General features: G+C 60.6%; 19 protein-coding genes and 1 pseudogene. 9 read left to right on the top strand and 11 right to left on the bottom strand.

Going from position 1 to position 25,467, the window contains the following annotated elements:
• Positions 1-25: 25 nt before the first annotated feature.
• From DW2_RS09970 to speB, 8 genes are all read right to left on the bottom strand, one after another.
• Positions 26-634 carry a TetR/AcrR family transcriptional regulator gene (locus tag DW2_RS09970; RefSeq protein ID WP_038145984.1) on the bottom strand — a complete coding sequence of 203 codons (609 nt, stop codon included), beginning with the start codon at positions 632-634 and terminating at the stop codon, positions 26-28.
• On the bottom strand, positions 627-1,523 hold the full coding sequence (ppk2, locus tag DW2_RS09965; RefSeq protein ID WP_038145983.1) for a polyphosphate kinase 2: 897 nt from the start codon (positions 1,521-1,523) through the stop codon (positions 627-629). The genes DW2_RS09970 and ppk2 overlap by 8 nt, the downstream gene beginning before the upstream one ends.
• Before the next feature lie 81 nt (positions 1,524-1,604).
• Complete coding sequence (locus tag DW2_RS09960; protein WP_038145981.1) at positions 1,605-2,558, bottom strand: alpha/beta fold hydrolase; 954 nt, start codon at positions 2,556-2,558, stop codon at positions 1,605-1,607.
• Entirely contained in the window at positions 2,533-3,453 is a 921-nt protein-coding gene (locus DW2_RS09955) for a homoserine O-succinyltransferase (RefSeq protein WP_038145979.1), read from the bottom strand. The genes DW2_RS09960 and DW2_RS09955 overlap by 26 nt, the downstream gene beginning before the upstream one ends.
• Positions 3,454-3,506: 53 nt before the next feature.
• Positions 3,507-4,361, bottom strand: coding sequence for a hypothetical protein (locus DW2_RS09950; protein WP_038145977.1), 855 nt, complete (start codon positions 4,359-4,361; stop codon positions 3,507-3,509).
• Positions 4,362-4,388: 27 nt separating this feature from the next.
• The gene (locus tag DW2_RS09945; protein ID WP_038145976.1) at positions 4,389-5,321 is read right to left on the bottom strand and encodes a DMT family transporter; all 933 of its coding nucleotides are present in this window, start codon (positions 5,319-5,321) and stop codon (positions 4,389-4,391) included.
• A gap of 113 nt (positions 5,322-5,434) precedes the next feature.
• Positions 5,435-6,559, bottom strand: a complete 1,125-nt coding sequence (locus DW2_RS09940; protein ID WP_038145975.1) for an OmpP1/FadL family transporter — start codon at positions 6,557-6,559, stop codon at positions 5,435-5,437.
• 255 nt (positions 6,560-6,814) lie between these two features.
• Positions 6,815-7,792, bottom strand: a complete 978-nt coding sequence (gene speB, locus DW2_RS09935; RefSeq protein ID WP_038145973.1) for an agmatinase — start codon at positions 7,790-7,792, stop codon at positions 6,815-6,817.
• Between the two features lie 122 nt (positions 7,793-7,914).
• On the opposite strand from speB, the gene DW2_RS09930 reads away from it, so the two are divergent.
• Positions 7,915-8,877: a TDT family transporter gene (locus DW2_RS09930; protein ID WP_038145972.1), complete on the top strand. Its 963-nt coding sequence runs from the start codon at positions 7,915-7,917 to the stop codon at positions 8,875-8,877.
• A gap of 101 nt (positions 8,878-8,978) precedes the next feature.
• Positions 8,979-10,427 carry an IMP dehydrogenase gene (gene guaB / locus DW2_RS09925; protein WP_038145971.1) on the top strand — a complete coding sequence of 483 codons (1,449 nt, stop codon included), beginning with the start codon at positions 8,979-8,981 and terminating at the stop codon, positions 10,425-10,427.
• A gap of 355 nt (positions 10,428-10,782) precedes the next feature.
• Here guaB and DW2_RS09920 read toward each other — a convergent pair.
• Positions 10,783-11,223: pseudogene (locus DW2_RS09920) on the bottom strand (IS3 family transposase); the annotation flags it as partial.
• 484 nt (positions 11,224-11,707) lie between these two features.
• Between DW2_RS09920 and DW2_RS09915 the strand changes: the two are divergent.
• From DW2_RS09915 to DW2_RS19065, 7 genes are all read left to right on the top strand, one after another.
• The gene (locus tag DW2_RS09915) at positions 11,708-12,742 is read left to right on the top strand and encodes an IS110 family RNA-guided transposase (protein WP_038145969.1); all 1,035 of its coding nucleotides are present in this window, start codon (positions 11,708-11,710) and stop codon (positions 12,740-12,742) included.
• A 440-nt stretch (positions 12,743-13,182) separates the two neighbouring features.
• Positions 13,183-16,509 (top strand): DEAD/DEAH box helicase, encoded by a 3,327-nt coding sequence (locus DW2_RS09910; protein WP_081874942.1) that lies wholly within the window; start codon positions 13,183-13,185, stop codon positions 16,507-16,509.
• A gap of 416 nt (positions 16,510-16,925) precedes the next feature.
• Positions 16,926-19,169: an AAA family ATPase gene (locus tag DW2_RS19380; RefSeq protein WP_156102939.1), complete on the top strand. Its 2,244-nt coding sequence runs from the start codon at positions 16,926-16,928 to the stop codon at positions 19,167-19,169.
• Positions 19,166-20,116, top strand: coding sequence for an HNH endonuclease family protein (locus DW2_RS09895; protein ID WP_051855820.1), 951 nt, complete (start codon positions 19,166-19,168; stop codon positions 20,114-20,116). The genes DW2_RS19380 and DW2_RS09895 overlap by 4 nt, the downstream gene beginning before the upstream one ends.
• Before the next feature lie 9 nt (positions 20,117-20,125).
• Complete coding sequence (locus DW2_RS09890) at positions 20,126-21,271, top strand: DUF2235 domain-containing protein (RefSeq protein ID WP_038145966.1); 1,146 nt, start codon at positions 20,126-20,128, stop codon at positions 21,269-21,271.
• Positions 21,272-21,546: 275 nt separating this feature from the next.
• Positions 21,547-21,675 carry a hypothetical protein gene (locus DW2_RS20300; protein ID WP_272944423.1) on the top strand — a complete coding sequence of 43 codons (129 nt, stop codon included), beginning with the start codon at positions 21,547-21,549 and terminating at the stop codon, positions 21,673-21,675.
• A gap of 301 nt (positions 21,676-21,976) precedes the next feature.
• Positions 21,977-23,440 carry a sensor histidine kinase gene (locus DW2_RS19065; RefSeq protein ID WP_051855817.1) on the top strand — a complete coding sequence of 488 codons (1,464 nt, stop codon included), beginning with the start codon at positions 21,977-21,979 and terminating at the stop codon, positions 23,438-23,440.
• A gap of 349 nt (positions 23,441-23,789) precedes the next feature.
• On the opposite strand, the gene DW2_RS09880 is transcribed toward DW2_RS19065, so the two are convergent.
• Positions 23,790-24,314, bottom strand: coding sequence for a GNAT family N-acetyltransferase (locus DW2_RS09880; RefSeq protein ID WP_038145963.1), 525 nt, complete (start codon positions 24,312-24,314; stop codon positions 23,790-23,792).
• A gap of 398 nt (positions 24,315-24,712) precedes the next feature.
• Positions 24,713-25,258 carry an ATP-dependent metallopeptidase FtsH/Yme1/Tma family protein gene (locus DW2_RS20385; RefSeq protein WP_420340837.1) on the bottom strand — a complete coding sequence of 182 codons (546 nt, stop codon included), beginning with the start codon at positions 25,256-25,258 and terminating at the stop codon, positions 24,713-24,715.
• Between the last annotated feature and the right edge of the window lie 209 nt (positions 25,259-25,467).

Below are 25,467 nucleotides of genomic sequence, written 5' to 3'. Positions count from 1 at the left end.
CCGATGGCCTCCGCCCGTTTTCGTTTCAGTCGGGCGCGATCAGGCCGAGCCCGCGCAGATAGACCCCGATCCCGCTCTCGAGCAGGTCCGCGGGCGCGAAGGGGGCACGGTTGCCCTCGCGCGCGTAAAGCTCGACGACGCCGTGGCTCATCGCCCAGACATGGGCTGCCACCATCGCGACCGGCGGGCGCTTCTCGGGAGGCACATGCTCCATCAGCGCCTGGGTCGCCCGTTCCATCGCCGCATTCGAGCGCGCCGCCACCGCGGCCAGCTCCGGCGACCGGTTGGGCGAGATGCCGCTTTCGAACATCGCCATGTAATGGCCGGGATATTTGCGCGCGAAGGCAAGATAGGCGCGCCCCACCGCCGAGAAGGCGGCGAGCGCCGAGGGCTTGCCCCCGTTCCAGGCGTGATCGAGCAGATCGCCGAAGATCAGATAGCCCTGCCGCGCGCATTCCGCGATCAGGTCCTCGCGCCCCTCGAAATGGCGATAGACGGCGGCCGGGGTGACGCCCGCGCGCTTGGCCGCCTCGGAGAGGGTGAAGCCCGTGGGACCCTTCTCCTCGATCAGCGCGAGCGCCGAGGCGACCAGCGCCTGGCGCAGATTGCCGTGGTGATAGCCTTGCTTAGACATTCAATACGTCGATGCCGCCGCAAATCTTCTCGTCGACCGCGCCGATCGCCTTGGGGTCCTTGCGCGCGTAATCGACCGCATGCAGCACGGTCTGGATCGCCGCGATCCGCGCGCGTTTCTTGTCGTCGGATCGGATCACGGTCCAGGGCGCCTGCGCGCTGTCCGAGCGTTCCAGCGTTTCCTGGATCGCCTCGGAATAGGCATCCCACCGCTTCAGCCCCTCGACATCGATCCAGCTCAGCTTCCATTGCTTGAGCGGGTCGTTTTCGCGCGCGAGGAAGCGGCGCAGCTGTTCGGCGCGGTCCACATTGAGCCAGAGCTTGACCAGGATGATCCCGTCATCGATCAGCATCTTCTCGAAATCGGGAAGCTGGCAGAAGAAATGTTCGCGCTGCTGGGGCGTGCAGAAGTCGAAGACATGCTCGACGACGCCGCGATTGTACCACGAGCGGTCGAACATCGCGATCTGGCCTGCCGCGGGCAGCCAGTCCACGTAGCGCTGGAAATACCATTGCGTGACCTCGGTCTCGGTCGGCTTGGGCAGCGCCACGACATAGGCCGAGCGCGGATTGAGATTCTGCCGCATCCGACCGATCGTGCCGCCCTTGCCGGCCGCGTCGCGCCCCTCGAAGAGCACCACCAGCCGCTTGCCGGTCTCCTTGACGTCCCAGAACATCTTCACCAGCTCGACCTGGAGCGCCTCCATGTGGCGGTCATAGGCCTTGCGCTTCATTTCCTCGTCATAGGGATAGGAGGCGGCGAGGATCTCGTCCTTGTCCGCGCCCTCGATGGCCTTGCGGATCTCCGACGGCGCCTCGTCGCGAAGATATTTGGTGATGTCGCCCACGAAGGGGATCTCGAACGGGGTGTCGGACTTGTCCTTGGCCATCCCTGCCTCCTCTTTTCGCGCAGTATGCGGCGCACCCGATGAGCGCGCAAGCGCCCGCCGGCCCCGGTTCGCGACGGCGGGTCAGAACCGGCCCGCGCGCAGGGCCACCCGGTCCACCGCCGCGACCGTCTCCTCGAGTGCGACATGGGGAACCATATGTCCCAGCCCGGCGAGCGTGACCAGTTCGGCCTCCGCCACGGTCTCGGTGAAGGGCAGGGCGTGGATCTGCCGCGCGACGATGGTGTCGGCGGTGCCGTGCAGCGAGACCACGGGTAGGTCGAGCCGGGCGTAATGCGGGATCAGCGCCTCGATCTGCGGCTTGAGCTCCGCGCGCTGGCGGGCATTGATGCGCATGGTCCGGGCCCGCAGGGTCATGCCCGGGCCGAACCACTCCGCATAGCCCGTGGGCATCTCCTGCGGGGCGAAGACCGCCGCCACCTCGCCATGCAGCGTCGCGGGAGGCGTCCAGGCCGAGATCAGCGGCACGGCGAGCGCCTGGCCGAGCGGCGGCGCGGTGATCTGATAGAGGGCAGGCAGGGGCGCGTCCCAGCTATGCGAGGGCGCCGAGACCGGGACCAGTCCCGACAGCGTTCCGGGCCGTGTCACCGCCCAGGCGATCGCGACCGCGCCGCCATAGGAATGGCCCAGCACGATGGGATCGCGCGCGCCCGCCCGGTGCACCGCTTCTTGCAGATGCGCGGCCTGCGCCGCGATCGTGTCCGTCTCGAGCGGATCCGACCAGCCGAAGCCCGGCCGGTCGGGCACGAAGACCCGGTAGCGTTTCGCAAGCTCGGGAGCGAGATCGAAGGTCAGAGCGCGCGCCGACCCCGACGCGCCGTGGATCAGCACGACATCGGGGCCGCGATCGCCCATCACCACCAGATGCACCCTCTGGCCATCCACCTCGACGAAGATCCCGTCGGGCGGGTAGCGCGCCTCGGCCTTGCGCGCGCGCCACAACGCCAGCCCCCAAGTCGCCGCGCTGAGGACCAGCGCGAAGAGCAGCAGGCTAGCGACCAATCTCGGCCAGATCATAGGGGGTTTCCTGGTAGATCTCGTTGATCCAGTTGCCGTAGAGCAGATGCGCGTGGCTCTTCCAGCGATTGCTCGGCGCGCGGCTCGGATCGTCGTCGGGATAGTAGTTCCTCGGCACGTTGATCGGCTTTCCGGCCGCGACGTCGCGGTCGTATTCTTCCTTCAGGGTCCCGCTGTCATATTCGAGATGGTTGAAGATGTAGAGCGCGCGATGGGCGCGGTCCTCCACCAGGCAGGGCCCGGTCTCGTCGGAATGGATCAGCGTCACCATCCCGGCCGCCTCCAGCTCGTCGCGCTTCATTTCGGTCCAGCGGCTCACCGGGATCAGCAGGTCATCCGAGAAGCCGCGCAGATAGGGCGAGGCGGGGGCGCAATTGCGATGCCGGAAGCATCCGAAGGCCTTGTGATCGAGCATGTGCTTGTCGACGCCGTGGAAGTGATAGGCCATCGCCATCCCGCCCCAGCACACGCCGAAGGTGGAAAAGACGTGGCTCTGCGTCCACTCGAAGATCCGGGTGAGTTCGTCCCAGTAAGTCACCTCCTCGAAAGGCAACTGCTCGACCGGGGCGCCGGTGATGACGAGGCCGTCGAATTTCTCGCCCGTCGCCTCGACCTCGGCGAAGGAGCGATAGAATTCCTCCATATGCTCGGCGGCGGTGTTCTTGGTCTGGTGCTCGCTCATCCGGATCAGCTGGAAGTCGATCTGCAACGGCGTCGCGCCGATCAGCCGGGCGAACTGGTTCTCGGTCTGGATCTTCTTCGGCATCAGGTTGAGAAGACCGATCCGGATCGGACGGATTTCCTGCCGCATCGCGCGTTCGGGCGACATCACCATCACGCCTTCCCGCGACAGGATGTCGAAGGCGGGGAGGTTTTCTGGCAGCTTGATCGGCATTGTTTTCAGTCTCTTATGGTTTGTTCTTCAAGTGATGAGCGAGCTTTGCGCTCTCAGGCGGGAAGGGCCTCCGCGATCAGCGATGTAAACCCTTCGAGGTCGCGGACAAGATAGAGATCCTCGGCGCGGATCTTCACACCCCAGTTGCGTGCCATCGCCGCATAGCGCGGCTGGCGATGGGCAAGCGCCTTCGCATAGGTCCAGCGCACGAAATCATCGGGATCGACAGCCTCTTCGTCCAGCCCCTTCAGATCGCGATACTCGGCCCATTTCTCGGCGAGGAATTCGGGCTGGTAATACATCGGCTTCGGCGCCCGGTCGAAGCGGCGCACCAGTTCTGCCGTATGGGCGTCCGAACCCTCGATCCAGACCATCAGCAGGTTGTGCGACAGCGCCGTTAGGATCGGATCTTCCGGGTCTTCGGGATCGACGACCTCGCAGATCGACCCCCCGGAATCGCAGACGAAATTCTCGATCCCGTAGATATCCTCGGCGCGGTCGATGAAATGCGCGGTATCGAGCAGCGCCGCGGTTTCCGCCTCGCGGTGCTGGCGCTGGCGGCGCATGTATTCCTCGAAGGGCAACCCGCCCTTGGCCGGATCGCCCGGCTTGCCCAGATAGGTCGAGAGCGGCGCGAGATTGTCGAAGGTGATGTTCGACGCGATATAGACCGAGTCCGACAGAAGCAGCTCGGCAAGAAAGGGGTTCTTCATCGCCTCGCGCTTGAAGTTGTCGGAGATGAACTCGCCCATGTAGCGGGTGCCGATCCGGTAATCGACCGAGTAGTGGAACCAGCCCGCCTCGCGCAGCAGGTTCGCAGCCCAGGTCTTGCCCAGACCCGACATGCCGAAGAGCAGCACGCGTTTCTTCGGTGCCGCCAGCCATTCTGCACGATTGGAATAGATCATCGGTCCCCCTTGTCCTGTCGCCCCGGTTTAGCTTGGCCGGGCGCGCGCGTCACGGGGTTTTGCGGCGGGGCGGCGGTTGAGGATGACCAGTCCGAGGGCCAGCAGCGCAAAGCCGGCCAGCTCGGCCGCGCCCAGACGTTCGCCATAGACCGCCCAGCCCGCGACGATCGCCACCGGCGGGATCAGCAGCGTCACCAGCGCGAGGTTCGCCGCGCCCGCCAGTGCGAGGATCCGGTAATAGAGCAGATAGGCGAGCGCCGAGCAGCCGAAACCGAGCCAGAGCATCGCCGCCCAGACCGAGGGCGCGTAGTCGAGACGCGGGAGCCCCTCGGTCGCAAGCAGGATCGGGGTCATCCAGACGACGCCCCCGGTCAGCATCCCGGCCGCTGCAACTTCGGGCCGCAACCCCTTGACGGCAAAGCGCGCATAGGCCCCGGCGAAGCCATAGCTGAGCGAGGCGCCGAGGATCGCGAGCTGCCCGGCCGAGGTCGGATCGAACCCCTTGAGCGCATCGGGCCCGATCGCCAGCACGACGCCCGCGAAGCCGACCGAGATCCCGGCGAGCTTGCGTGCGCTCAGCCGTTCGTCGGTAAAGACCAGCGCCGCGACCAGCGCGCCGAAGATCGCGGTCGAGGCGTTCAGGATCGAGGCGAGGCCGGACTCGATATGCTGCTGGCCCCAGACGATGAGCGAGAAGGGGATCGCGTTGTTGAGAAATCCCATGATCAGGAAATGCCCCAGATAGCGCGGCGCGCGCGGAACGGGCAGGCGGCGCAGCGCCACCCAGAGCCAGAGCAGGAGCGCGCCGCCCAGAACCCGCACGAAGACGACGGTGAAGACGCCCGCGCCCTCGAGGGCCGCGCGGTTCGACAGGAAGGACGAGCCCCAGATCAAGGCGAGCCCGCCCAGCAGGGACCAGGCGAGGGGCGAGAGCGAGAGGGGGGCGGGCGCGTTTTTCATGGGATGAGCGTTACTGCCGCCGAGGGACCCGCGCCACCCGGAACTTGCGGATCACGCATGAAAAAGCCCCGCCGCAGGGGCAGGGCTTTTCCGGAGATCTGATACGCGTTGGATCAGAAGCTGATGCCGACCCGCAGGCCCGCGCCCCAACCGGAGTTGCCGGAGAAGTCGCCGTTGATGCTCTTCGTGGTCGCATCGCCGATATCGACATAGCGCAGACCGCCGGTGACCTTGATATTGTCGGTGGCCTGGTAGCTCGCCGCGAGCGACACGGATTTGTAACCATCGGTCGGCCCGAGGTTGCCCGTCGGCTTTCCGGTGTGCTTCTCGTAGCCGAAGATCACGGCACCCGACCATTGATCGGTAAACTTGCGCCCGACGCCGAGATTGTAGGTGATGGTGTTGTCGTCATAAGACACGAGCGCGCCGTCTTTGCCGGCGGCACCACCGCCCAGTGTCGCACGATAGCCGTCGGGAGCGATCTGGAACTGGGTCCAGTGTACCCAGCGAACGGAGCCCAGAAGAAGAGTATCCGCAGCGATGCCGGTCTGGAACTCAAGGTTGACAGATTCAGGCGAAACGGTCTCGAAGGTCGAGTTCAGAGTCGCCGTGGTCGGTAGCACTTCCGTGGCACTGAAGTTGTGCGTGATTTTCGAGTTGTAGGTCAGGGCCACGCGTGCCGCGATCTCGGGCTTTTCCCATGCGACACCGACAACGTAGCCGAAATCAGTCTCGGTGGAGGTGTCGAGCTTATAGGGGACGTATCCCATTGCCGCGGTCGAGTAGACGCTCAGATCCGCCTTGCCGGATACCGTCTGCGAACGGATGCCCCCATAGATCGAGACGTTATTTTCGAGCTTATGGCGCAGGAGTGCTGTGATCGCAGTCGATTTGATTTTTGCGGTCGACCCGGCAAACGGATAGCCGGTCCCACTGGGGTAATGGACATTCGCGCCGAGCGGCTGGTCCACAATCACTGCGAGATCCAGTTTGTCACTAAGCGCCTGCTTGTAGCCAAGGCTGAACGTGCCGTAGCCCGGGGCCATGTCACCCGATTGCGCGCCGTTCGTGGGGAAAGTCCCCGAAACATCCGGATTGAAGCCGCCGATGCTGAATTCGGCGTAATTGCCTTTTTCGAACAGAATGCCGACCGACTGGCTCGAACGCTCGACGCCGCCCGCCTGCGCGGCGCCGGCGCAAAGCGCCAGAACTGCCGCAGATGTCAAAACACGTTTCATGCTAGTCCTCTTCCCTAACGTGCCGAAGCTGGTTCCCTGACGCGACGCTATCAGCCGAAGGGTGTAAATCAATCGTTACGTTGCGCTTACGTGACGTCGCATCGCGGCGAGGCCGGGGCTCTTGTGGCCTGCGGGTCACGCTTTTTGACGTTAACGTCAACTTTTGAACTGAAGAGTTCAGAACCCGACGAATTTGCAGGCAAAAATCGCCTTCTTCCGGAGACCCGGCGCCGTTTCCTGCCGGGAGCCGAAGATTCACACGCGCCCGTTCTCGCGGGCGTGAAAGATGAAGCCGAGGAAGTTGAGCAGGATCTGGGCGGCGAGGATCGGTGTCGCGCCGGTCGGGTCGTAATCGGGGGCGACCTCCACCAGATCGATGCCGACGATCTCGTTGCGCCGTGCCACGCCCTGCAGGATCTCGAGCACCTCGTAATAAAGGAAGCCGCCATGGCTCGGGGTGCCGGTGCCGGGCGCGATCGAGGGGTCGAAACCGTCGATGTCGATCGTCACATAGAGCCGCGCACCTTCGGGGATCCGGTCGAGCACGCCCTGCGTGCCGAGTTTGCGCACCTGGCGCACCGAGAGGAAATCGTCGCCCATCTTCCGCGCCGCTTCGTAACCGTCCTTCGCGGTGGAGGAGACGTTGCGGATGCCGAGCGCGGTGATGCCCGAGACGTAATCGCGTTCGGCCGCGCGGCGCATCGGATTGCCGTGGCCTTCGGTGACTCCGTGGCGCTCGTCGACGAAATCGAGATGGGCGTCGATCTGCAGGATGTGGAGCGGGCCTTTCTCGGCGCAATCCTCGGCGAAGGCGCGGATGCAGGGGATGTTGACCGAATGATCGCCGCCGATCACCACCGGCAGCGCGCCGCGCGCGAGCATCGCCCGCACTCCGGTCTCGATATTGGCATGGGATCTGGCCGTGTCGGTATGCACGATATCCGCGTCGCCGATATCGACGATGCTTACCTCGGGCCCGAGATAGGTCGCGTCATCCTCGTGGTCATAGGCCCCGGCATGGCCGAAGGAGAACAGCGTCGAGGCCTCGCGTACCGCGCGCGGACCGAAGCGGGCACCGGCCCGGAACTGGGTTCCGAAATCGAACGGCGCGCCCATCACGGCGACATCGGCCTCGATCGCGTCCCAATCCGTGACGAGGGGGCGTTTGCCGAAGGTCGCGATCCCCACGAAGGGCAGGTTCAGCCGCCCGGTCTCGTAGCCATGTCCCGCCATAAGCCCCCCTCGTACAAAGTGCCGCAGCCCAGGGCAGCTTTTCGCGGCGCGCGCGCGATTGCAAGCGCCTGTCTGTCGCGGCTATCACGGGGGTGTCAGAACTCTATGCAGGAGAGCCCGACATGACCTTCGCCCCCTCGAAGCCCACGCCCAAGGGATTGTTTCGCCGCACGCCTCCGGCGATCTTTCCGCCGATCCTCGGTCTGATGGGGCTCGGGATCGCCTGGCGGCGCGGCGTCGGCGCCTTCGCGCTGCCTTCCGGTGCCGTCGAGCTCTTTCTCGGAGGGGTGACCCTGATCGCGCTCTTCGCGCTTCTCGCCTATGGGGTGAAGATCGCGCGCCGGCCCGGCGTGGTGATCGAGGATCTGCGGATCCTGCCGGGGCGGGCGGGGCTGGCGGCGGCGGTGCTCACGCTCTACCTCGTTGCCGCGGCGCTCGGGCCCTATGGCGGCTTCGCGCAGGGGATCTTCTGGGGTGCCGCTCTTCTGCACCTGGCGCTGATCGCCACGGTGATCCGCGTCTTCGCCACCGGCCCGGCCGAGCAGCGCCGGGTCAATCCGGTCTGGCAGCTCACCTTCTCGGGCTGGATCGTGGGCGCGATCGCGGGGCTCGCGCTCGGGCTGACGACGCCCGCGCTGGTGATGTTCTGGGTCGCGCTGATCTCGGCCTCGGCGATCTGGGTGATCTCGATCGGGCAATTCGCGCGCGAAAGGGTGCCCGCGCCTCTGCGGCCGCTGCTCGCGATCCATCTCGCGCCCGCGGCCCTTCTGGGAACCGTCGCCACGGGTTTCGAGGCCTCGGGGATCGCGGCGGTGATGGCCGGGCTGGCCGCGGCCTATCTTCTGGTTCTGCTGCTTTCGGTGCGCTGGCTCACCGCCGCGGGATTCTCGCCGCTCTGGGGCGCGTTCACCTTCCCGGCGACGGCCGCGGCGGGGTGTTTCCTGGCGCAGGGCGGCGACTGGACGATACCCGGTGCGGTGGTGCTGATCGCCGCGACTGTGATCGTGATCCCGATCGCGGTGAAGGTACTCCAGCTCTGGGCGAAGGGGCAGCTCGCGCTCAAGACGAACGCCGCGATCGCCTGAGCGGGCACGCACAGATGCGCCTGCCGCGCTAGGGGGTTGCCTTCGGGTCCATTGCGTGAAACAGGGAACTGCCAAACGCATCTGGTCCCGGAGATCCCCCCATGCAGATTCGCGAGGCGCTCACCTTCGACGACGTCCTTCTTGTTCCCGCAGCCTCTTCGGTGCTGCCCTCGGACGCGGATGTCTCGACCCATGTGACGAAAACCATCCGGCTCAATATCCCGCTTCTGTCCTCGGCGATGGATACGGTGACCGAGGCGCGCATGGCGATCGCGATGGCGCAGGCGGGCGGCATGGGCGTGATCCACCGCAACCTCACCACCGAGCAGCAGGCCTCCGAGGTCAGCCGGGTGAAGCGCTTCGAGAGCGGGATCGTCTACAACCCGATCACCCTGCGCCCCGACCAGACCCTTGCCGATGCCAAGGCTCTGATCGAACGCTACAATTTCACCGGCTTCCCGGTGGTGGACGCGGCGGGCAAGCTCGTCGGCATCGTGACCAATCGCGACATGCGCTTCGCCTCGGACGACAAGACGCCGATTTCGGCGATGATGACCAAGGACAATCTCGCGATCCTGACCGAGCCCGCCGACCGCGACGAGGCCCGCGCCCTGATGAAGGAGCGCCGGATCGAGAAGCTGCTGGTCACCGACGGCAAGGGCAAGCTGACCGGGCTCCTGACGCTCAAGGATACCGAGAAGGCCGTGCTCCATCCGCTCGCCTGCAAGGACGACAAGGGGCGGCTGCGGGTCGCTGCCGCCTCGACCGTGGGCGATGCGGGCTATGAGCGCTCGGTGGCGCTGATCGAGGCGGGCTGCGACCTGATCGTGATCGACACCGCGCATGGCCATTCCGAGGGCGTCGCGAAAGCCGTCGAGCGCGTGAAGGCGTTCCGCTCGGACGTGCAGGTCGTGGCGGGCAACGTCGCGACCGCCGAGGCGACGCGCGCATTGATCGGCGCGGGCGCGGATGCGGTCAAGGTCGGCATCGGTCCTGGCTCGATCTGCACCACGCGGGTCGTGGCGGGCGTCGGCGTGCCCCAGCTCACCGCGATCATGGACGCGGCCAGCGCGGCCGGCGACATCCCGATCATCGCCGATGGCGGGATCAAGTTCTCGGGCGATTTCGCGAAGGCGATCGCGGCGGGCGCAAGCTGCGCCATGGTCGGCTCGGCCATCGCGGGCACCGACGAGAGCCCGGGCGAGGTCATCCTCTATCAGGGGCGCTCCTACAAATCCTATCGCGGCATGGGGTCGCTCGGCGCGATGGCGCGCGGCTCGGCTGACCGCTACTTCCAGAAGGACGCGGCGTCCGACAAGCTCGTGCCCGAGGGGATCGAGGGGCAGGTGCCCTACAAGGGCCCGGCCGGCGCGGTGATCCACCAGCTCGTGGGCGGGTTGCGCGCGGCGATGGGCTATACGGGCCATCCGACCGTGACCGCGATGCGCGGAAACTGCAATTTCGTGCGCATCACCGGGGCGGGGCTCAAGGAAAGCCACGTCCACGACGTGCAGATCACCCGCGAGAGCCCGAACTACCGGATCGGGTAATTAAGTAAAAACAATGCCTTGAGGTATTAAGGGCTGCATACAATATCATGCAAGTGTCGTGAAATATCGCTGATTTTCGGCAAGTATCGCTCAGTGTAGATGCAAAATAGATGCAGTGCGGGTGCGATAGATGCAGCCACCGGCTCACGACAAAAGCCCATCCAGAGCTTCTCTCGAAAGCTGGCGCCTGGGCCCGCGTGCATGAAAGCGCGGGCCGAGTTGGCAGTTACAGAGAGAAGTACCCCGTCTGCACTTCATCGACGAGCCAGACGCCGTTGTCAGACTGAAAGAAGTCATGCCCGGATGCATGCAGGCCGGCGGCGTCGACATGAAGCACTGAATAGCCCCGCATTTCTTAGACGCCGTCTTGTCTCAGTCTCTGCTGTCGCTCGAAGTCGACGGGCGACAGCATTCCGTTCTGGGCGTGCTTGCTCTTTGGATTGTAGAACATCTCGATGTAGTCGAACATATCCTGCCTGGCTTCTTCGCGCGTTCGGTAGGTCCGTCGTCTGATCCGCTCACGCTTCAGCAGGTTAAAGAAGCTCTCAGCGACCGCGTTGTCATGGCAGTTTCCACGGCGGCTCATCGAGTGCTCCAGGTTGTGGGCCCGAAGGAACGCAGCCCAGTCCATGCCGGTGAATTGGCTGCCCTGGTCCGAGTGGATCAGAACCTTTGCCCGGGGTTTTCTCCGCCATGTCGCCATGAGCAGCGCTTGCAGGACAACGTCTGTCGTCTGGCGGCTCTGCATTGCCCAGCCGACGACACGACGCGAGAAGAGATCAATGACCACGGCAAGACAACCTAGAGCGCCCGCCGCCATGCTGAAAACTTGGCGGCATTTTCGTTACCCCAGTTGTTACCCTAGGGAGGAAACGAGAAAAGCCCCCGAAGGGGCTTGCTCGCAAATCTCTGATTTATCAGGGGGATTTGGCTCCGGCGGTAGGGAACGGAGCTATCTTGTCTTCAGTCTTAAGGTGTTGAAGTCGTTAAGACTTTTCTGCGTAGATCCGTGGTTGTTGCCACATTTGGATGTCCCCGAGGATAGGTGTTCGAATTCGGCGCGGCAAGGCATTTTCGGTAGTCCGCTCACGTGATCAAGCCGATAAGTCGCTCGGCTTGACAGAAGGGGTCGCCTAGCCAAGTTCACCAAGTGTTCTTAGTTCACCTTGAGGTTGGAAGTTACACTAGGGGCGGGAAGCATGCGTAATTGGGCTGACCCTGCTCTAAGGTCGAGCTCCCGATAATATCTCAGCATTGCTGTGAGAATAGGGAGACAGAAAATGGAATACTTCGTTGGTTTGGATGTGTCGCTTCGGTCTTGCGCGCTTTGCATTGTGGACGGTCGTGGCAAGGTTTGCATGGAGCGAGAGCTCCCGTGTGAGGTCGACGAAATCGCCAACTTCCTGAATGCGTTCGGCGCCCCAATCGTGCGGATCGGCTTTGAGGCTGGCGCGCTGAGCCAGCACCTTTTCTTCGGCCTGCAAAACATGGGTTTCGAGATCGTGTGCATGGAAGCTCGCCAGGTCAGTGCCGCACTTTCAGCGATGCGGAACAAGACAGACAAGACGGACGCCAAGGGCATTGCCCAGATTTTGCGGACGGGTTGGTTCAGCCCGGTGCATATGAAGAGCCGGGAGGCGCACGGGCTACGGGCCCTGCTGAGCACCAGAAAGGCCTTGCTGAAGAAAACAATGGACTTGGCAAACGAAGTGCGTGGATTGCTGAAGATATTCGGTGTTCGCCTTCCCCGGACCGTCAAGCACGGTAGCTTCGACGGTCTCGTGAGGCCCATGATCGAGATGGATGAAGTTCTCGCGCACGCGGTCATTCCGTTGCTCGATGCACGTGCCGTCCTGTTCCAGCATTATCTTGAACTGGATCGACGGGTGAAGCGTGCGGCGTCGCAAGACGAGGTCTGCATGCGGATGATGACGGTGCCTGGTGTAGGCCCGATCGCTGCTCTGACTTTCAAAGCAGCGGTCGATGATCCCAATCGGTTCAAACGGTCTCGCACAGTAGCCGCGCACTTTGGTCTCACGCCGAGGCGATACCAGTCCGGCGAACACGACAACCCAGGTCGCATCTCCAAAGCCGGTGATCAGAATGTCCGAGCGACGCTCTACGCTGCCGCAAATGCGTTGCTTATGCGAACGATGGCCGGATCGCAGATCAAGTCTTGGGGCATGCGCCTCATGCGCACCAAAGGCCGCCGCCGTGCCGTCGTCGCGGTGGCTCGCAAACTGGCCGTCCTTTTACATCGGATGTGGATCGACGGCACAGAGTTCCGTCAGGAAAAAGTGGGAGGCCAGGCATGACCCAATAGCCCACCACCTAACCTGAACGGGATCGTCCATCCGGACGAGGTGTGTGGATGAAGCCGAAAATGTCTGCTGCGCAACTTGAAGCGCGCCGGAAAGCGGGGCTCTCCACTACCAATCCGACACATGCATGCAGCGGCGCCCTTCGAACGCCAAACCAGACTGCGAAGAGAAGCGTGACCCGGATACGCGATCCCTCATAAGAAGGAAAACGAGCTTGACCCAGACACCCAATTAGAGAAGCGGACCTTCGCTGCTATAGCATGGTATGGGACGGCTTCCTGCAAAAGCAGACATTCGGCAGAGAAATTGGTACAGCAAGAGGGAGACTGTAACCGGGCTTCCGGAATCGCGTTATCTAAACCGGCATAGTCCAAAGCAGGTCGTTCGTATACTGAAGCTCTTAAGCATAAAGAAGCAGAAAAGGCGTAAGGGGATTGACGGGTAGAAGAAATAATGTCGGCACGCTCTTCGATATAGATGAATCCGCGCCCGAGATCGATATCGAGTTTGATCGCAGGCTAGCCGTTTTTGGAGCGCAGTTTGGCGCTAGTATTGAGGCAATTGCAGAACCGGCCATTACCCGGCGGCTTAGAATAAGACCGTTTTCACAACGACATCTCGTCGGTGTCGTCGGCGAAGATCAGGACGGACACGAAATCCTGTTTCTTCCGCGTAAGACAACCTCATCTGTTCCGTTCGACAAAGTGTATGTGTGCCCCACGGCAGTTGACGTCGAGACCTTCGTCACGAGGGCCTCTGATGCACCACTCACCCTTCTAGCGCCGTTGCCGCTGAACCCGAAAAAAGATGCTGACGAAATTTCGAAGCTTTGCAATGAGATCGGTTCCAGCTGGACTAATGGCGTTTCTTTCGCAAGCGAGCAAACGGATGGCGATCAGGTCATCAAACCAGGTTTCCGCTCACCTCAGATTGGCGCTCTACACGCTTTGCAAGCCCATTGGACTGTGTCCGCGAAGATCGCCACGGTCGTTATGCCGACGGGAACCGGTAAGACGGAGACGATGATTGCAGCAGGTCTTCAAGAACGGGCAAATTGCATTCTGGTGATCGTGCCAAGCGACGCGCTCAGAACACAGATTGCAAATGCGTTCGAGCAACTGGGTATACTGCCTAAAGCTGGCTTGATTGATGAAGGCGCGCAATACCCAGTGGTATCGTTGCTGCGCAAGCGACCAACGAGTGTCGAGGAAGCACGTGGTCTGTTCGCCATCTCGAACGTCGTTATCACAACGATGTCTATCGCCGCTGGTGTGTCGTCAGAAATTCAAGCGGCAATGGCTGAGTGTACGTCGCATCTATTCATCGATGAGGCTCACCACGTGGCTGCGAGAACCTGGCGCGAATTCAGGGAAGCGTTCGGTAACGTCAAGATCGTTCAATTCACAGCAACGCCGTTCCGCAATGATGGAATGCGGGTCGATGGCAAGTTCATTTTTGTTTACCCGCTGGGACTGGCTCAAGCGGAGGGCTATTTCAGAAAAATCGACTATCAGCCCGTCGATGGGCTCGACCGCGACGATATCGACGAACAAATCATTGAGAAAGTCGGTGAAGCTCTCGAAGCGGACGAGGCGAACGGATATCGCCACCTTGCGATGGCGCGGGGAAACAAGCGGACCCGAGCGGAAGAGTTGCATGAGAAGTATCGGCGTCGTTGGCCTCAATACAATCCAGTTCTTCTACACAGCGGTTTGAGCGCATCTGAGCAAGCTGATGCGATCACGAAATTACGAGCAGGCAAGCATCGCATCGTCGTTTGTGTCGATATGCTCGGTGAGGGTTTTGATCTGCCCGAGCTCAAGATAGCGGGATTGCATGATCCGAAGAAGTCAGAGGCCGTGACGCTGCAGTTCGTTGGTCGTTTCACGCGCACTCGCGACGATCTGGGTGAGGCAACAGTTATCGCTGCGGTGACGCGAGATGAAGGAAGCCCCTTGGCAAGTTTGTTTGCTGAGGATGCGGATTGGAACAAGCTCATCAATCAGATTGGTTCAAAAGCAACCGAGCGTGCCGTCCGACGCGAAGAGGTGTTCGAGGGCTTTGGGGGAATTGATGCAGAGATACCTTTGGAAACATTGCGCCCGACCTTGGGGACGATTGTCTACAAGACAACCCAATCGCCTTGGGACCCAATTGGTGGCATTGAAAGGTTCGACCACCGACAGCTGATCGTCGATGGTCCACACATTAACCACCACGACGCGCTGGCAATCTTCATCACCGAACGCGCCGACCTACCGAAATGGAGCCGCTTCAAAGGCATCGCCGATGTTACCTACGATCTCTTCATGGTGCATTGGGATCAAGAGGCCGGTCTGCTTTATGTCTCGGCTTCGCATGATGATCGCTTGGACGATTTGGCCAAAGCGCTATGCGGCGACGATGCAGAACGAATTCGGGGCGAAGATATCTTTCGGGCGCTCGATCCTTTGCGGCGTCCGGTGCTGAATACGTTGGGCTTGAGTGAAACGCGTCGCCGCAAGATACGTTATTCGCAATATCAAGGCAGCGATATTGCTGATGAATTGCGAAGCCGAAGTGGGAACAGGACGCGCAGCAAGACAAACCTGATGGTTGTCGGCTTCACTGACGATGGTAGGGTGTCGCTCGGCTGTTCGCGAAAGGGAAAGATCTGGGCGCAAGAGCGTACCAATGATTTCGGACGCTGGATGGACTGGTGCCACGACCTTGGTCGTTCACTTCTCGATGAGACGATCTCGACGGCCGGCATCATTGATCGCCTCATTCAGCCCGAGCTTGTCTCGGAGGTTCCCCAAAAGTCTCCAGTCGCTGTCGATTGGTATGAGGGGATGTCTGTCCTTGATGAAGATAGTTGGGTTTTCACAATCAACGGCGAACAACGCTCCATTTATGACTGCGAACTGGAACTTTCGTCGCATGACGCACAGAACCGCATCGAGTTCTCGATAGTGGCAGGTACTGCGCGTGCAGAGTTTACGATGACGATCAACGACGAAGGCGTGCGGTACGCGTTGAAGGAAGGTCAATCTGCGTCAGCCGAAAAGAGTGCGGCGCCTGTCCCGTTGTCACGCTGGTTTCATGAGTATCCCCCGACGATCTACTTCGCCGACGGTGATTCCCTTGTGGCGGATGAACTCTTTCCACTTCCCGATACGGAAGTGCCGTACTTCCCAGATGACCATTTCGAGGTCTGGGATTGGACCGGAGTGGATATCCGCGTTGAATCGCTCGGACTTGAGCGGCGGGCCGATAGTGTTCAAGCGAGGACAATCGAGCAGGTTCGCTCAGCTACGGGAAGCCACATCATATTTAATGATGATGGGACCGGTGAGGTCGCTGATGTCGTGGCTTTCGAGCAAGATGGCAATCACGTCACGGTGCGATTGTATCACTGCAAATATTCGTCTTCGGATGCGCCTGGTGCGAGGGTCGGCGACCTCTACGAGGTGTGTGGTCAAGCCCAACGGTCAGTTCGAAGGTGCGAACGACCACAGAGGTTGATCGATCGGTTGCTTAGGCGTGAAGGTGATCGTCTGCGAGCTGGCAACCCAAGTCGCTTCGAAGAAGGCGGAGTTGACGATTTGAAGGCCCTGCGCTCGCAGCGAAACCAGCTCGAATACCAATTCGAGATCTTTGTGGTCCAGCCAGGGTACTCGCTCGCGGCCAAGAATAGTACACATTCACAAGTCTTAGCCTCAACGGAGTCATTCGTTGTTGATACCTTCGCATCAAAATTTCGAATGATATGTAGCACATAGAAGACGGCAGGCCTCTGCGCACCGTTAGCGGAACGGGTAGATGATATGAGATGAAGTCGTTCGATGATTTACCCAAGCGCGATCGCAATCATGCGTTGGAAGACGAGGCTGTCGGCCTTCTTGCCTCAAAGTTAGCGAGCAAAGTGTCTACAAATCTAGGGGCACCTCAATTTGCGTATGCGAAATGGCACACGCGAACGGCAACCAGGCCGTCCAATCCGCCGGAGTGGAACATCTTCGGACTTGGTCAGGACCGATTTTGACAGTGTGACTTGCAGATGTGAAGCTACGCGCGTCTTCAGAAACTATTTTTTTGCTGGTTCAACGCATGCCAATTACCGACACTGGCATTCGACGCACTCGTTCTGTCCGGTCAGGAGCTGCTCCAGGACCCCGCACGCCGAAAGGATTTCAATGTGAGGTTTGTCGATCGTAATGCCATCTCTGTCCCGGCAGCGTTCTCTCGCCCAACCGCACATGAAGCACGTCGCAATTTGTTGGAAATGTTCCGCCAGGATGTCCGAAAATTGCATCAAACGCGCCTCGAATCTGTTCTTGATCCCAAGGGGCCGAGCACAAGTGAGGATGTTCGGAATGCTTTGGAGACACTTTTCAAGAGCAGATGTGCGTTCTGCGAAAGACCTCTCACCGAGCCCTTGATCTATCGTTTTCGACCAAGTGCAAATGCCGAACCGGTCGAAGATGCCAGCGCGTCTCACCTGTATTATGCTTGGCTCGCGGAAGCCTGGGAAAACCTTTACCCTATTTGCCATGGCTGTAGGCCAGAGAACCCAAGCTTCTTTCCGGTAAATGGGCGACGGACAAACATACCTGACCTTCAGATGCTGGAGAGCTTTGTCGAGCGCAACGATGGGCGTTGGCCGGACTATCCGTTGGAAGAACGACACGTGCTTCTCGATCCCTGCAAGGACAAACAACTTTGGAGAAGTCTATTTTTTCGCTCAACCGGCGAGGTCGTTGGTCTCAGTCGACGCGGTCACGAGACAATCCGGCATTTCCGACTCGATCGGACTGAGCTCCAAGAAAGCCGCGAACGCGCAATTAGACACTCGATCCAACAAACAGAACTCCAGTTACGGCGCGAGACCGAAAGGCCAGATCCGACAGATTTTGGACACGAGGGCGCCTGTGATCTGTTCCTACGCGAGGTTCTTCATGAAGCGTTGGGCCGTCGTGCGTCCCGCGACCGGCGCGGTCAGATCGCAGCGCTTGCTCGAACGGACGACGGAATCCATCGGTTCCGTGCTGCGATTGAAAGCATCGACACGCGTGGGGACAACGAAGAGGCTGCGGCCCCATTGTTCGAACTTCGTGGTAAACCGGCATCGCTGCGATCGGTGTCGATACGCAATTTCAAGTCACTCGAACAAATTGACTTCGATCTGCCGCCATCGGAACCAAATCAGCCTGCACCGGCACTGCTGATTCTGGGCGAGAATGCTACGGGCAAGAGCACAATTCTGGAAGCTGTTGCCCTAGCGATCATGCCGGCGGCTGCGCGGACAAGAATGCGTTTTCCAGTCTCGAACGCCGTGCTCGATCCAAAATATCTTGGGGCACCCGATCAGGCGGCGCCGCCCAATGCCGAGATATCGGCAGAGTTTACTGAGCAACCGCCCATATCGCTCATGTTGTCGCGCGGAGAGGGCGGCCACATGACGCAAAGCGGCTCAGTTCATCTACCCATTTTTGCGTACGGCGCCTACAGGCAATTCCTGAAAGGCGAGCGCAACTTCGCGGTCCACAAGCACGTGAGGTCGCTCTTTCATTCAGACGAGCTCCTCTCCAATCCGGAACGTTGGTTGCTCAAATTGGATGATGCGAACTTCGATATGGTGGTACGTGCCCTGCGAGAGGTCTTCAGTATCGAGGGTGCGTTCGAAGTCCTTGAGCGAAGTGATGGTAAGATTTTCGTCGTCGCAGAGCCGTCCGGCAAGGAGCAGGAAAGTCCCCTCAGAACACCCATTGAGCTGGTGTCATCCGGATTTCGCGCCGTGCTCGCCATGCTCTGCGACATCATGCAGGGATTGATGGACCCGCGGGTGAACCCGGGCTTTGAGTCCCTCGATGGAGCGACGGCACTCGTCTTGGTCGACGAGGTCGAGGCCCACCTTCATCCTCGCTGGAAAATGTCGATCATGACCGGTTTGAGAAAGGCGTTGCCGGGTGTCACATTCATTGCGACGTCGCATGATCCGCTTTGTCTTAGAGGTATGAAGAAAGGCGAAGTTATGGTGCTGGAGCGGATATCCGGCGATCAGGCCCGCACCGACCTTCCAGTATTTACACATAGCCTCGTCGATCTGCCCGACAACGAGAACTGGACAGTGGAGCAGCTTTTGACCGCCGATTTCTTCCAGATGCGAACAACAGAAAGCCTCGCCGCGGAACGGCGCGCGGCGGAAATGGAGGACCGTTTGGCCAAGGGTACCAAACCTTCGGATGATCCGGAGCTGTCTGCTTATCTTACGGAACTCTCTGCTGATCTGCCGATTGGCCACACGGAAGTCCAGAGACTGGTCCAGGAGGCGATAGCGACTTTCCTGCGTGAGCGTCGCGACGCCAGCGACGAAAAGTTGCGGCAGCTGCGAGACGAAACCCGCCAATCCATTCTCGAAGCCTTGCGGAGCGTCGGATGAGAAAGGTCGATCGAACAGAAGCTGCGCCCGAGGATCTGAGTGAGAAGGGCGGTCAGGAGCTTCTTGATGCGATTACGCACTTCGAAGGCAATCCTGCAAACCCAGAGAGCTTTGACTTCAAGCGCTACAAGCTCAAGTCTGTCAAAGACGCGCTCGAAAAGATGTTTCATGGCAAGTGTGCCTACTGTGAAACCTTCTATGCGAGTTCTCAGCCGCTCGACGTTGAACACTTCCGTCCCAAGGGCGCCGTGGCTGGCGAAAGCGACCACAGGGGCTACTGGTGGCTGGCGATGGTGTGGGAGAACCTGCTTCCAAGTTGCATCGATTGCAATCGAAAGCGGAACCAGGTCACCCCTAAAGGGGATACGTCCCAAGTGCGACTGCTGGAGGAAACGGCTGGGTATTCGGCATCGGCCACCGTCGGATCAGGAAAGAAGGACAGTTTTCCGCTCGCAGAGACGGGCGTTCGTGCTTCGAAGCGCACCGACCAGATAACGGCCGAGAAGGCGCTTCTGTTGAACCCGTGCGAGGACGACCCGAAACTTCATATCAGATACTTCTTTGACAGAGAGAGGCCTGTCTCCTTCGTCCTAGCCAATGAACTCGCCGGCGATCCGGACTTTACGGGTGCGGACGGCTTGAGTTCGAAGGGTGCCACGTCGGTTCATGTCTATGGCCTCAATCGTCTGAGGCTCGTACAAGCCCGCACGCGCCTTCTTCGTCGGCTGGAATTTCTGGCCGATCTCGCAATCGATCTGAAACTCCTGGCTGAAAAGTTGAAGGGGAGTGCAGACCCGGACATCAAACGCGCGGGGGTGCAGGTGGACGGGTTCGGGGACCGAACGCTTGTCGAGCTGATAGAGATGTGTGCCGAAGATCAGCCCTACTCCGCCATGGCGCAGTCCTGGATGCGCGAGTTTCAAGAACGGCTCGAAGCGGTAGTATGAGGAACGCATATGCCAAAGAATATCGTCATTCTGCTCGACGGCACATCAAATGAAATATCAGCTGATCGGACCAACATCCTTCGGTTATATGGGACGCTGAAGAAGAACGAAGAGCAGCTCGTTTACTATGATCCAGGCGTGGGAACCTTCGGCGCTGAAGGGGCCTGGTCTCATCTTTGGCGAAAGGCGGTTGAGATCTGGGGAATGGCAACGGGGTGGGGGCTCGATGCCAATGTGAAGGAAGCCTATCAATTTCTTGTCGAGAACTACGAGCGCAACGATGGCGGGGAGCGCGATAGGATTTACATTTTCGGGTTCTCGCGCGGTGCGTACTCGGCCCGCGTCCTGTCGGGTTTCATTCACACGTTCGGTTTGATGGAAGCGAGGAACCTTAATCTTCTCGACTACGCTTACAGGGCCTACAAGCGCATTGGCTCCAGCGGCGAGGATGCCTTCGCCGAAATGCGTCTGTTCGAGAGGATCATGCGACCGGACCGTCCACCCGTACGACTGCTCGGACTTTTTGATACTGTCGCATCTGTCATCGAGAGCGGTCGCACTCTGCCTCGCCTGCGCAGCCATGCCCATACCCGCAACAATTCCTCCGTTGAGGCAGTGCGTCATGCCGTGGCTATTTCCGATCGACGAACGATGTTCAGGCCTCAGCTTTGGAGCGAGGGTCAAACATTCAGCGCGAACAGATTTGATGATACTGACGGAACGCCGCAAGATTTCAAGGAAGTGTGGTTTGCCGGTGTTCACGGCGATATCGGAGGCGGGTATCCGGAGGAGGAGGCTGGGTTGGCCAAGATCCCCCTACATTGGATGATCGAAGAAACGAAAGACTTTGGCCTGCTTTACAAGACACGAACCGTAAATGAACTGGTTCTCGGAAAGGCCGATCACGGACAATACGTTGGTCCGGATCCGACCTCGGACGAGCATGACTCCATGAGCGTTGGCTGGCGTCTGCTGGAATTCGTTCCGCGGAGAAAGCCTTCGGACTCCAAGAGGCGTGACGTCTTTGGGTGGATCATTCCGAGAATGGAACCTCGGCGCATCCCTTCAGGCTCGTGCATCCATCATTCGGTTTTCGAAGGAGGTCGGAAACCGGGAAATCTACCGGAGGAGCATAATATCGTCGACGGCGAATGAGCGCCCGCAGGACTGTTGTTTGTCCCGATACTCCTACGAGTCACGTTCACCTGTACTCAGTCTAGCAACCGATAAGCGGGAATGACGGTTACGATATTGCGACCCATCATGGTTGCCCTGAACCAACGCGCCTTGGCTTAAGTGGTGGACGTCCACTTTGGGGAAGCTGCATCGCAGCATTTGGCGTCAACTTCAGCGGCAGCTCTGGGCCGATCGCCCCCAAGCCTGACAACTCGAAGCTCCCACAAATACCCGAACCATGCTCTGAGAGACAGATGGAGAACTTTCGCGAAAAAATGCTAGAGGTGCGCCCGGAGATCGCGGAGCGCGAGGCTGAGTTTCCGGTCAAGATCGATCTCGCGATGGAACTCGGTGTTCTGCGCGACGCAGCCAACCTAAGCTAGGAAGAGATCGCAAGTCTTGCAGAGTTGCCGCTTGGAGGTGTTCAAGCCTGCGAGGCGCTCACCGGAGAGATGCCGGTGCCCGACCTTGTCGCTGAGTATCGCTCTGCGGTTGCCGCACACGTGGTAGGCTGTATGCTGCGATCATAGCTCGCGCAACGGGAGGGGCTGCTTCAGATGCAGGCGGACAGATTTGCGAGCTTCGGCGGAGCGCATGCGAAAGCATGCCCCTCGCCTGAAAGTTATTAAAGCGGCGCCTCTAAAGAGGTCCGGAGAACAGCGTCCAATATTCGCAAGGCATGCATTGGGGGACGATATGACTGAGACTTCGGAAGAGCTGAGAACCGAGTTTCTGCGCGATGCCGTGTTCGAGGCCGCCCCGCACGGGTATCTGATCCTCGACCCGCAATTCAACATCATCGACGTCAATCAGGAATACCTGAACCTGACCCGCAACCGGCGGGAGGACCTCGTCGGCGTCCCCCTGTTCGACGCGTTTCCCGACAATCCCGAGGATCCGACCGCCGACGGGGTGCGCAACCTGCGCGCGTCGCTGGAAACCGCGCGCTCGACCGGCCGCCCGCACGCGATGGCGGTTCAGAAATATGACATTCAGCTTCGAGATGGCCGGGGCGGCTTCGAGGAGCATTATTGGAAGCCGTTGAACACGCCTGTCCTGCGCGACGGCGAGGTCGTGGCGCTCATCCATCATGTCCGGGACGTCACCGAAGAGGTGACCCTCCGCCGCGATCAGGCGATCCGACTTCGGTCGGCCCAGCGGGTCAACGATCTCGCGTTCTGGGAATACGACCCCAAGACCGAGACGATCTACATGTCGCGGGCATTCTCAACCCTGCTCGGGCTTCCGGAACGCGAAGGCACCCTACCAGCGCCTGAATTCTTCGCACGTGTCCACCCCGATGACCGCGCCGATGTGCGCGCGACCCTCGAGCGGGAAATCGACGCCCCGGACCATACCTCCGTGTCGTTCACGCACCGCCTGGTCCTCGAGGACGGCACGACGCGCTGGCTGGCCGCGCATGGCGAACTCGTGCGGGATCATCGCGATGCGCTGCCGCGCTTCCTGGTTGTCAGCCTCGACGTCTCCATCTCGAAGGAGCGGGAGGAAAAGCTGACCGAGACACTGGAGCACCGAGATCGGTTGCTCGCGCAGATGGAAGCTCTGCTGGGCGAGGTGAATCACCGTATCAAGAATAGCCTCCAACTGGTGGCGAGCATTCTCAATACGGACGCCCGCAGGGCCGGAGAAGGCGAGGTTCGCGCCCGGCTTGAAGGGGCGGCGCGCAGGGTCTATGCGGTCACTTCCGTGCATGAGATGCTCTACCGTTCGAACGCGTTATCGACTGTCGCCTTCGGGAACTACCTGCAGCAGCTATGCGACCACCTCGCGGAAGGCGATGCCGGGAGCGCCGGCGTGGAAGTCCGAAGCAATCCGGTCGCGGTCGACCTGCCCGCCGACAAGGCCATCCCGCTCGCCCTGATCGTGAATGAATTGGCAACTAACGCGATCAAGCACGGGCTCGCGGGGCGTTCGGACGGGGTGATCGAGGTGGTGACGACCTTGGAAGACGGCGATCTGGTCCTCAACGTCGCCGACAATGGCACGGGCAAGGCCGAGGACACCGAACAGGGCTTGGGCACCCGCATCATCGACGGCCTCGTCGGCCAGCTCGGCGCCTCCATGAGCACCGGCGATGCGGCCCCGGGCTATCGCGTGACACTCCGGGTGCCGATCCAGATCGACTGAGCCCGCGCAGCGCCCGAGGACGCGTCTTCGTCGTGCTTACCCAGCTCATCAAGGATAAACCCCGCCCCTGCGCTCTGCCGTCGGCCATCCCGGTTCGACCAGTAGCCTCGATTTCAAGCGGTCTGAACCTTCGGAGAAAAAGGTCCGCCTGCTATCTTCGCCGCGCGGCGGGCTTCTCTGCCCCGTTGGTCCTTCTCTGCCGGAACAACGGCGGAAAAAATGCGGCGCTAGGCAGAAGCCCAGAGTGACAAATGCTGCGGATGGTATGAACAGGTGGTTTGGGACCTTGCGGACATCCAGATGAAACGCACAGATGACTGGTCAGCGTCGAATGACCGGTCTGCAGCTGCTAAATGAGGGTGCGCTCCATGAAGTAGACATGGTTTCGCCATGTGTCCGGAAAACCCGTAGGATGCGGAATATCCGAGAAGCCGGCCGCTTCATACATCGCTCTCGCGTGAGTCAGCCAATTTGCAGAGGAAAAAAATACCTTGCGGTAGCCGTCTGCTATTAGCTGCTCAAACATGTGCTCCAGCATCTTCTGCCCAAGTCCGTGGCCCCGGCCGCTCTCGCTCACGAACATCCGATTGAACTCTGCGAGGCCTGCTTCCTTTGTCGCTTCACGATACATCACGCACCCAACGGCTTGCCCATCCACCGACCCGATGATGATGCCGCCACCGGGCCGCTCATGGAGCGTTGGCAATCTCTGCACAATCGCCTCGAATTTCATGGGGTCCATCGGGTTGTCGGCCCCGCGCGGCCAATCGCTCGGGTAGTGGCGCCAATGCCAATCCAGCCATTCCCGGCACAACCTCTGGGCAACTTCGAAATCACCAGGATCTTCTGCCATCCGAACCGAAACATCCGACATGCATGGCTCCTCGTCGGCCCATTTCAACTTTCGAGGGTGCAGTTCTTGTTGCACGATGTCAACTTTGAGGCGGTCCCACAGCGGAGTTCCACGACGTCGGTTGGTGTAACGGGATTGTTCGCGAACGCGCCCAGATCCGGCCACGCGCCCAAACGCGGAAATGCGCAGGTAGCGAGCATCAAGGCGGTAGAGGCGAACGGCAGTGGCGTCCGCTCAGCTGACCTCCGCCGGAACCGGTTTGCTGAGCAAAGGGCAGATGACCGGTTCGGTGACGCTGCGCCGTAGCGGTCCGCCTTGGGATCAATGTCTCTTTCGGGCCGAACCGGTCAAAAAATAGGACGGGTCCCACCCGGCCTCGGCCTTGTTAGGCAACCTTTCCCATTCTGGGTGATCGCTGACTATTCAACACCAGGCCGAGCCTGTTTGCGCTCTGGTCTGTCTGGCTCGCTTGTTTCAGTAGTGAGCTCGTGAAGGGTTTCGCCGCAAAGCTCGCGTTCGCCGATAAGCGCATTTCCTACCCTCTCCACCGCTAGGACATTCTCACGAACCAAATCGCATGCGCGTTGCCATGCGGTGTCCAGCCGCTTTCGGACGTGCGAACGAAGCGCGCGCGGGCTCCCAACGGTGAGAACGTCTTCAGGGCTCCACAGTAAGCCGTCGCTTCCCATTCCGTATCTATGCTCGATAGCCATGCAGAGTTCGGTTGCATGCGCGAGGTCAGATCGATCCCCACCTCCGGATCCGTTCGACACTGTGCCGAGAAGGACGTGCTCTGCGGCTCGGCCGGCAAGGAGTGCTACGACTTGGTCTTCGATGTCAGCAAGCAGCATCGAAACGGGGGCGGGCGCACGCTCGATAAAGCCATGAAGTGGCGAAACTTGGACCCTGCGAACTGAGCCGGGACGAAGAAGTTCGGCGACAACAGCGTGCCCAGCCTCGTGCATGGCGATACGCTTCAGGTCTCCCGATGTCTCTTCCCCATGCCCCAGAAACGTCCGCAGCATCGGTGCATCGAGCATTCGGCCACTGTGCCTAGCTTCGGATTTCGCCGCCCGGATCGCAGCGTCGAGCGAGGCAGGCGTGTGTCCAACTGCGCACACCGACGCATCCGGTCGGGCATTCCGACAACATCCGGTCAGGTGTTCCGGATATC

The organism is Thioclava atlantica, from assembly GCF_000737065.1.
GTDB classification, from domain to species: Bacteria; Pseudomonadota; Alphaproteobacteria; order Rhodobacterales; family Rhodobacteraceae; genus Thioclava; species Thioclava atlantica.
This window is presented reverse-complemented; position numbering and strand designations above follow the sequence as displayed.

What these genes read in the sequence shown, in the direction of transcription:
- DW2_RS09890 (WP_038145966.1), top strand. Translation starts at nt 20,126, where the DNA reads ATGCCAAAGAATATCGTCATTCTGCTCGACGGCACATCAAATGAAATA.
- DW2_RS20385 (WP_420340837.1), bottom strand. Translation starts at nt 25,258, where the DNA reads ATGCACGAGGCTGGGCACGCTGTTGTCGCCGAACTTCTTCGTCCCGGC.
- DW2_RS09930 (WP_038145972.1), top strand. Translation starts at nt 7,915, where the DNA reads ATGACCTTCGCCCCCTCGAAGCCCACGCCCAAGGGATTGTTTCGCCGC.
- DW2_RS09970 (WP_038145984.1), bottom strand. Translation starts at nt 634, where the DNA reads ATGTCTAAGCAAGGCTATCACCACGGCAATCTGCGCCAGGCGCTGGTC.
- DW2_RS09940 (WP_038145975.1), bottom strand. Translation starts at nt 6,559, where the DNA reads ATGAAACGTGTTTTGACATCTGCGGCAGTTCTGGCGCTTTGCGCCGGC.
- guaB (WP_038145971.1), top strand. Translation starts at nt 8,979, where the DNA reads ATGCAGATTCGCGAGGCGCTCACCTTCGACGACGTCCTTCTTGTTCCC.
- DW2_RS09950 (WP_038145977.1), bottom strand. Translation starts at nt 4,361, where the DNA reads ATGATCTATTCCAATCGTGCAGAATGGCTGGCGGCACCGAAGAAACGC.
- ppk2 (WP_038145983.1), bottom strand. Translation starts at nt 1,523, where the DNA reads ATGGCCAAGGACAAGTCCGACACCCCGTTCGAGATCCCCTTCGTGGGC.
- DW2_RS09915 (WP_038145969.1), top strand. Translation starts at nt 11,708, where the DNA reads ATGGAATACTTCGTTGGTTTGGATGTGTCGCTTCGGTCTTGCGCGCTT.
- speB (WP_038145973.1), bottom strand. Translation starts at nt 7,792, where the DNA reads ATGGCGGGACATGGCTACGAGACCGGGCGGCTGAACCTGCCCTTCGTG.
- DW2_RS09955 (WP_038145979.1), bottom strand. Translation starts at nt 3,453, where the DNA reads ATGCCGATCAAGCTGCCAGAAAACCTCCCCGCCTTCGACATCCTGTCG.
- DW2_RS09880 (WP_038145963.1), bottom strand. Translation starts at nt 24,314, where the DNA reads ATGTCGGATGTTTCGGTTCGGATGGCAGAAGATCCTGGTGATTTCGAA.
- DW2_RS09895 (WP_051855820.1), top strand. Translation starts at nt 19,166, where the DNA reads ATGAGAAAGGTCGATCGAACAGAAGCTGCGCCCGAGGATCTGAGTGAG.
- DW2_RS09945 (WP_038145976.1), bottom strand. Translation starts at nt 5,321, where the DNA reads ATGAAAAACGCGCCCGCCCCCCTCTCGCTCTCGCCCCTCGCCTGGTCC.
- DW2_RS09960 (WP_038145981.1), bottom strand. Translation starts at nt 2,558, where the DNA reads ATGATCTGGCCGAGATTGGTCGCTAGCCTGCTGCTCTTCGCGCTGGTC.
- DW2_RS20300 (WP_272944423.1), top strand. Translation starts at nt 21,547, where the DNA reads ATGGAGAACTTTCGCGAAAAAATGCTAGAGGTGCGCCCGGAGATCGCG.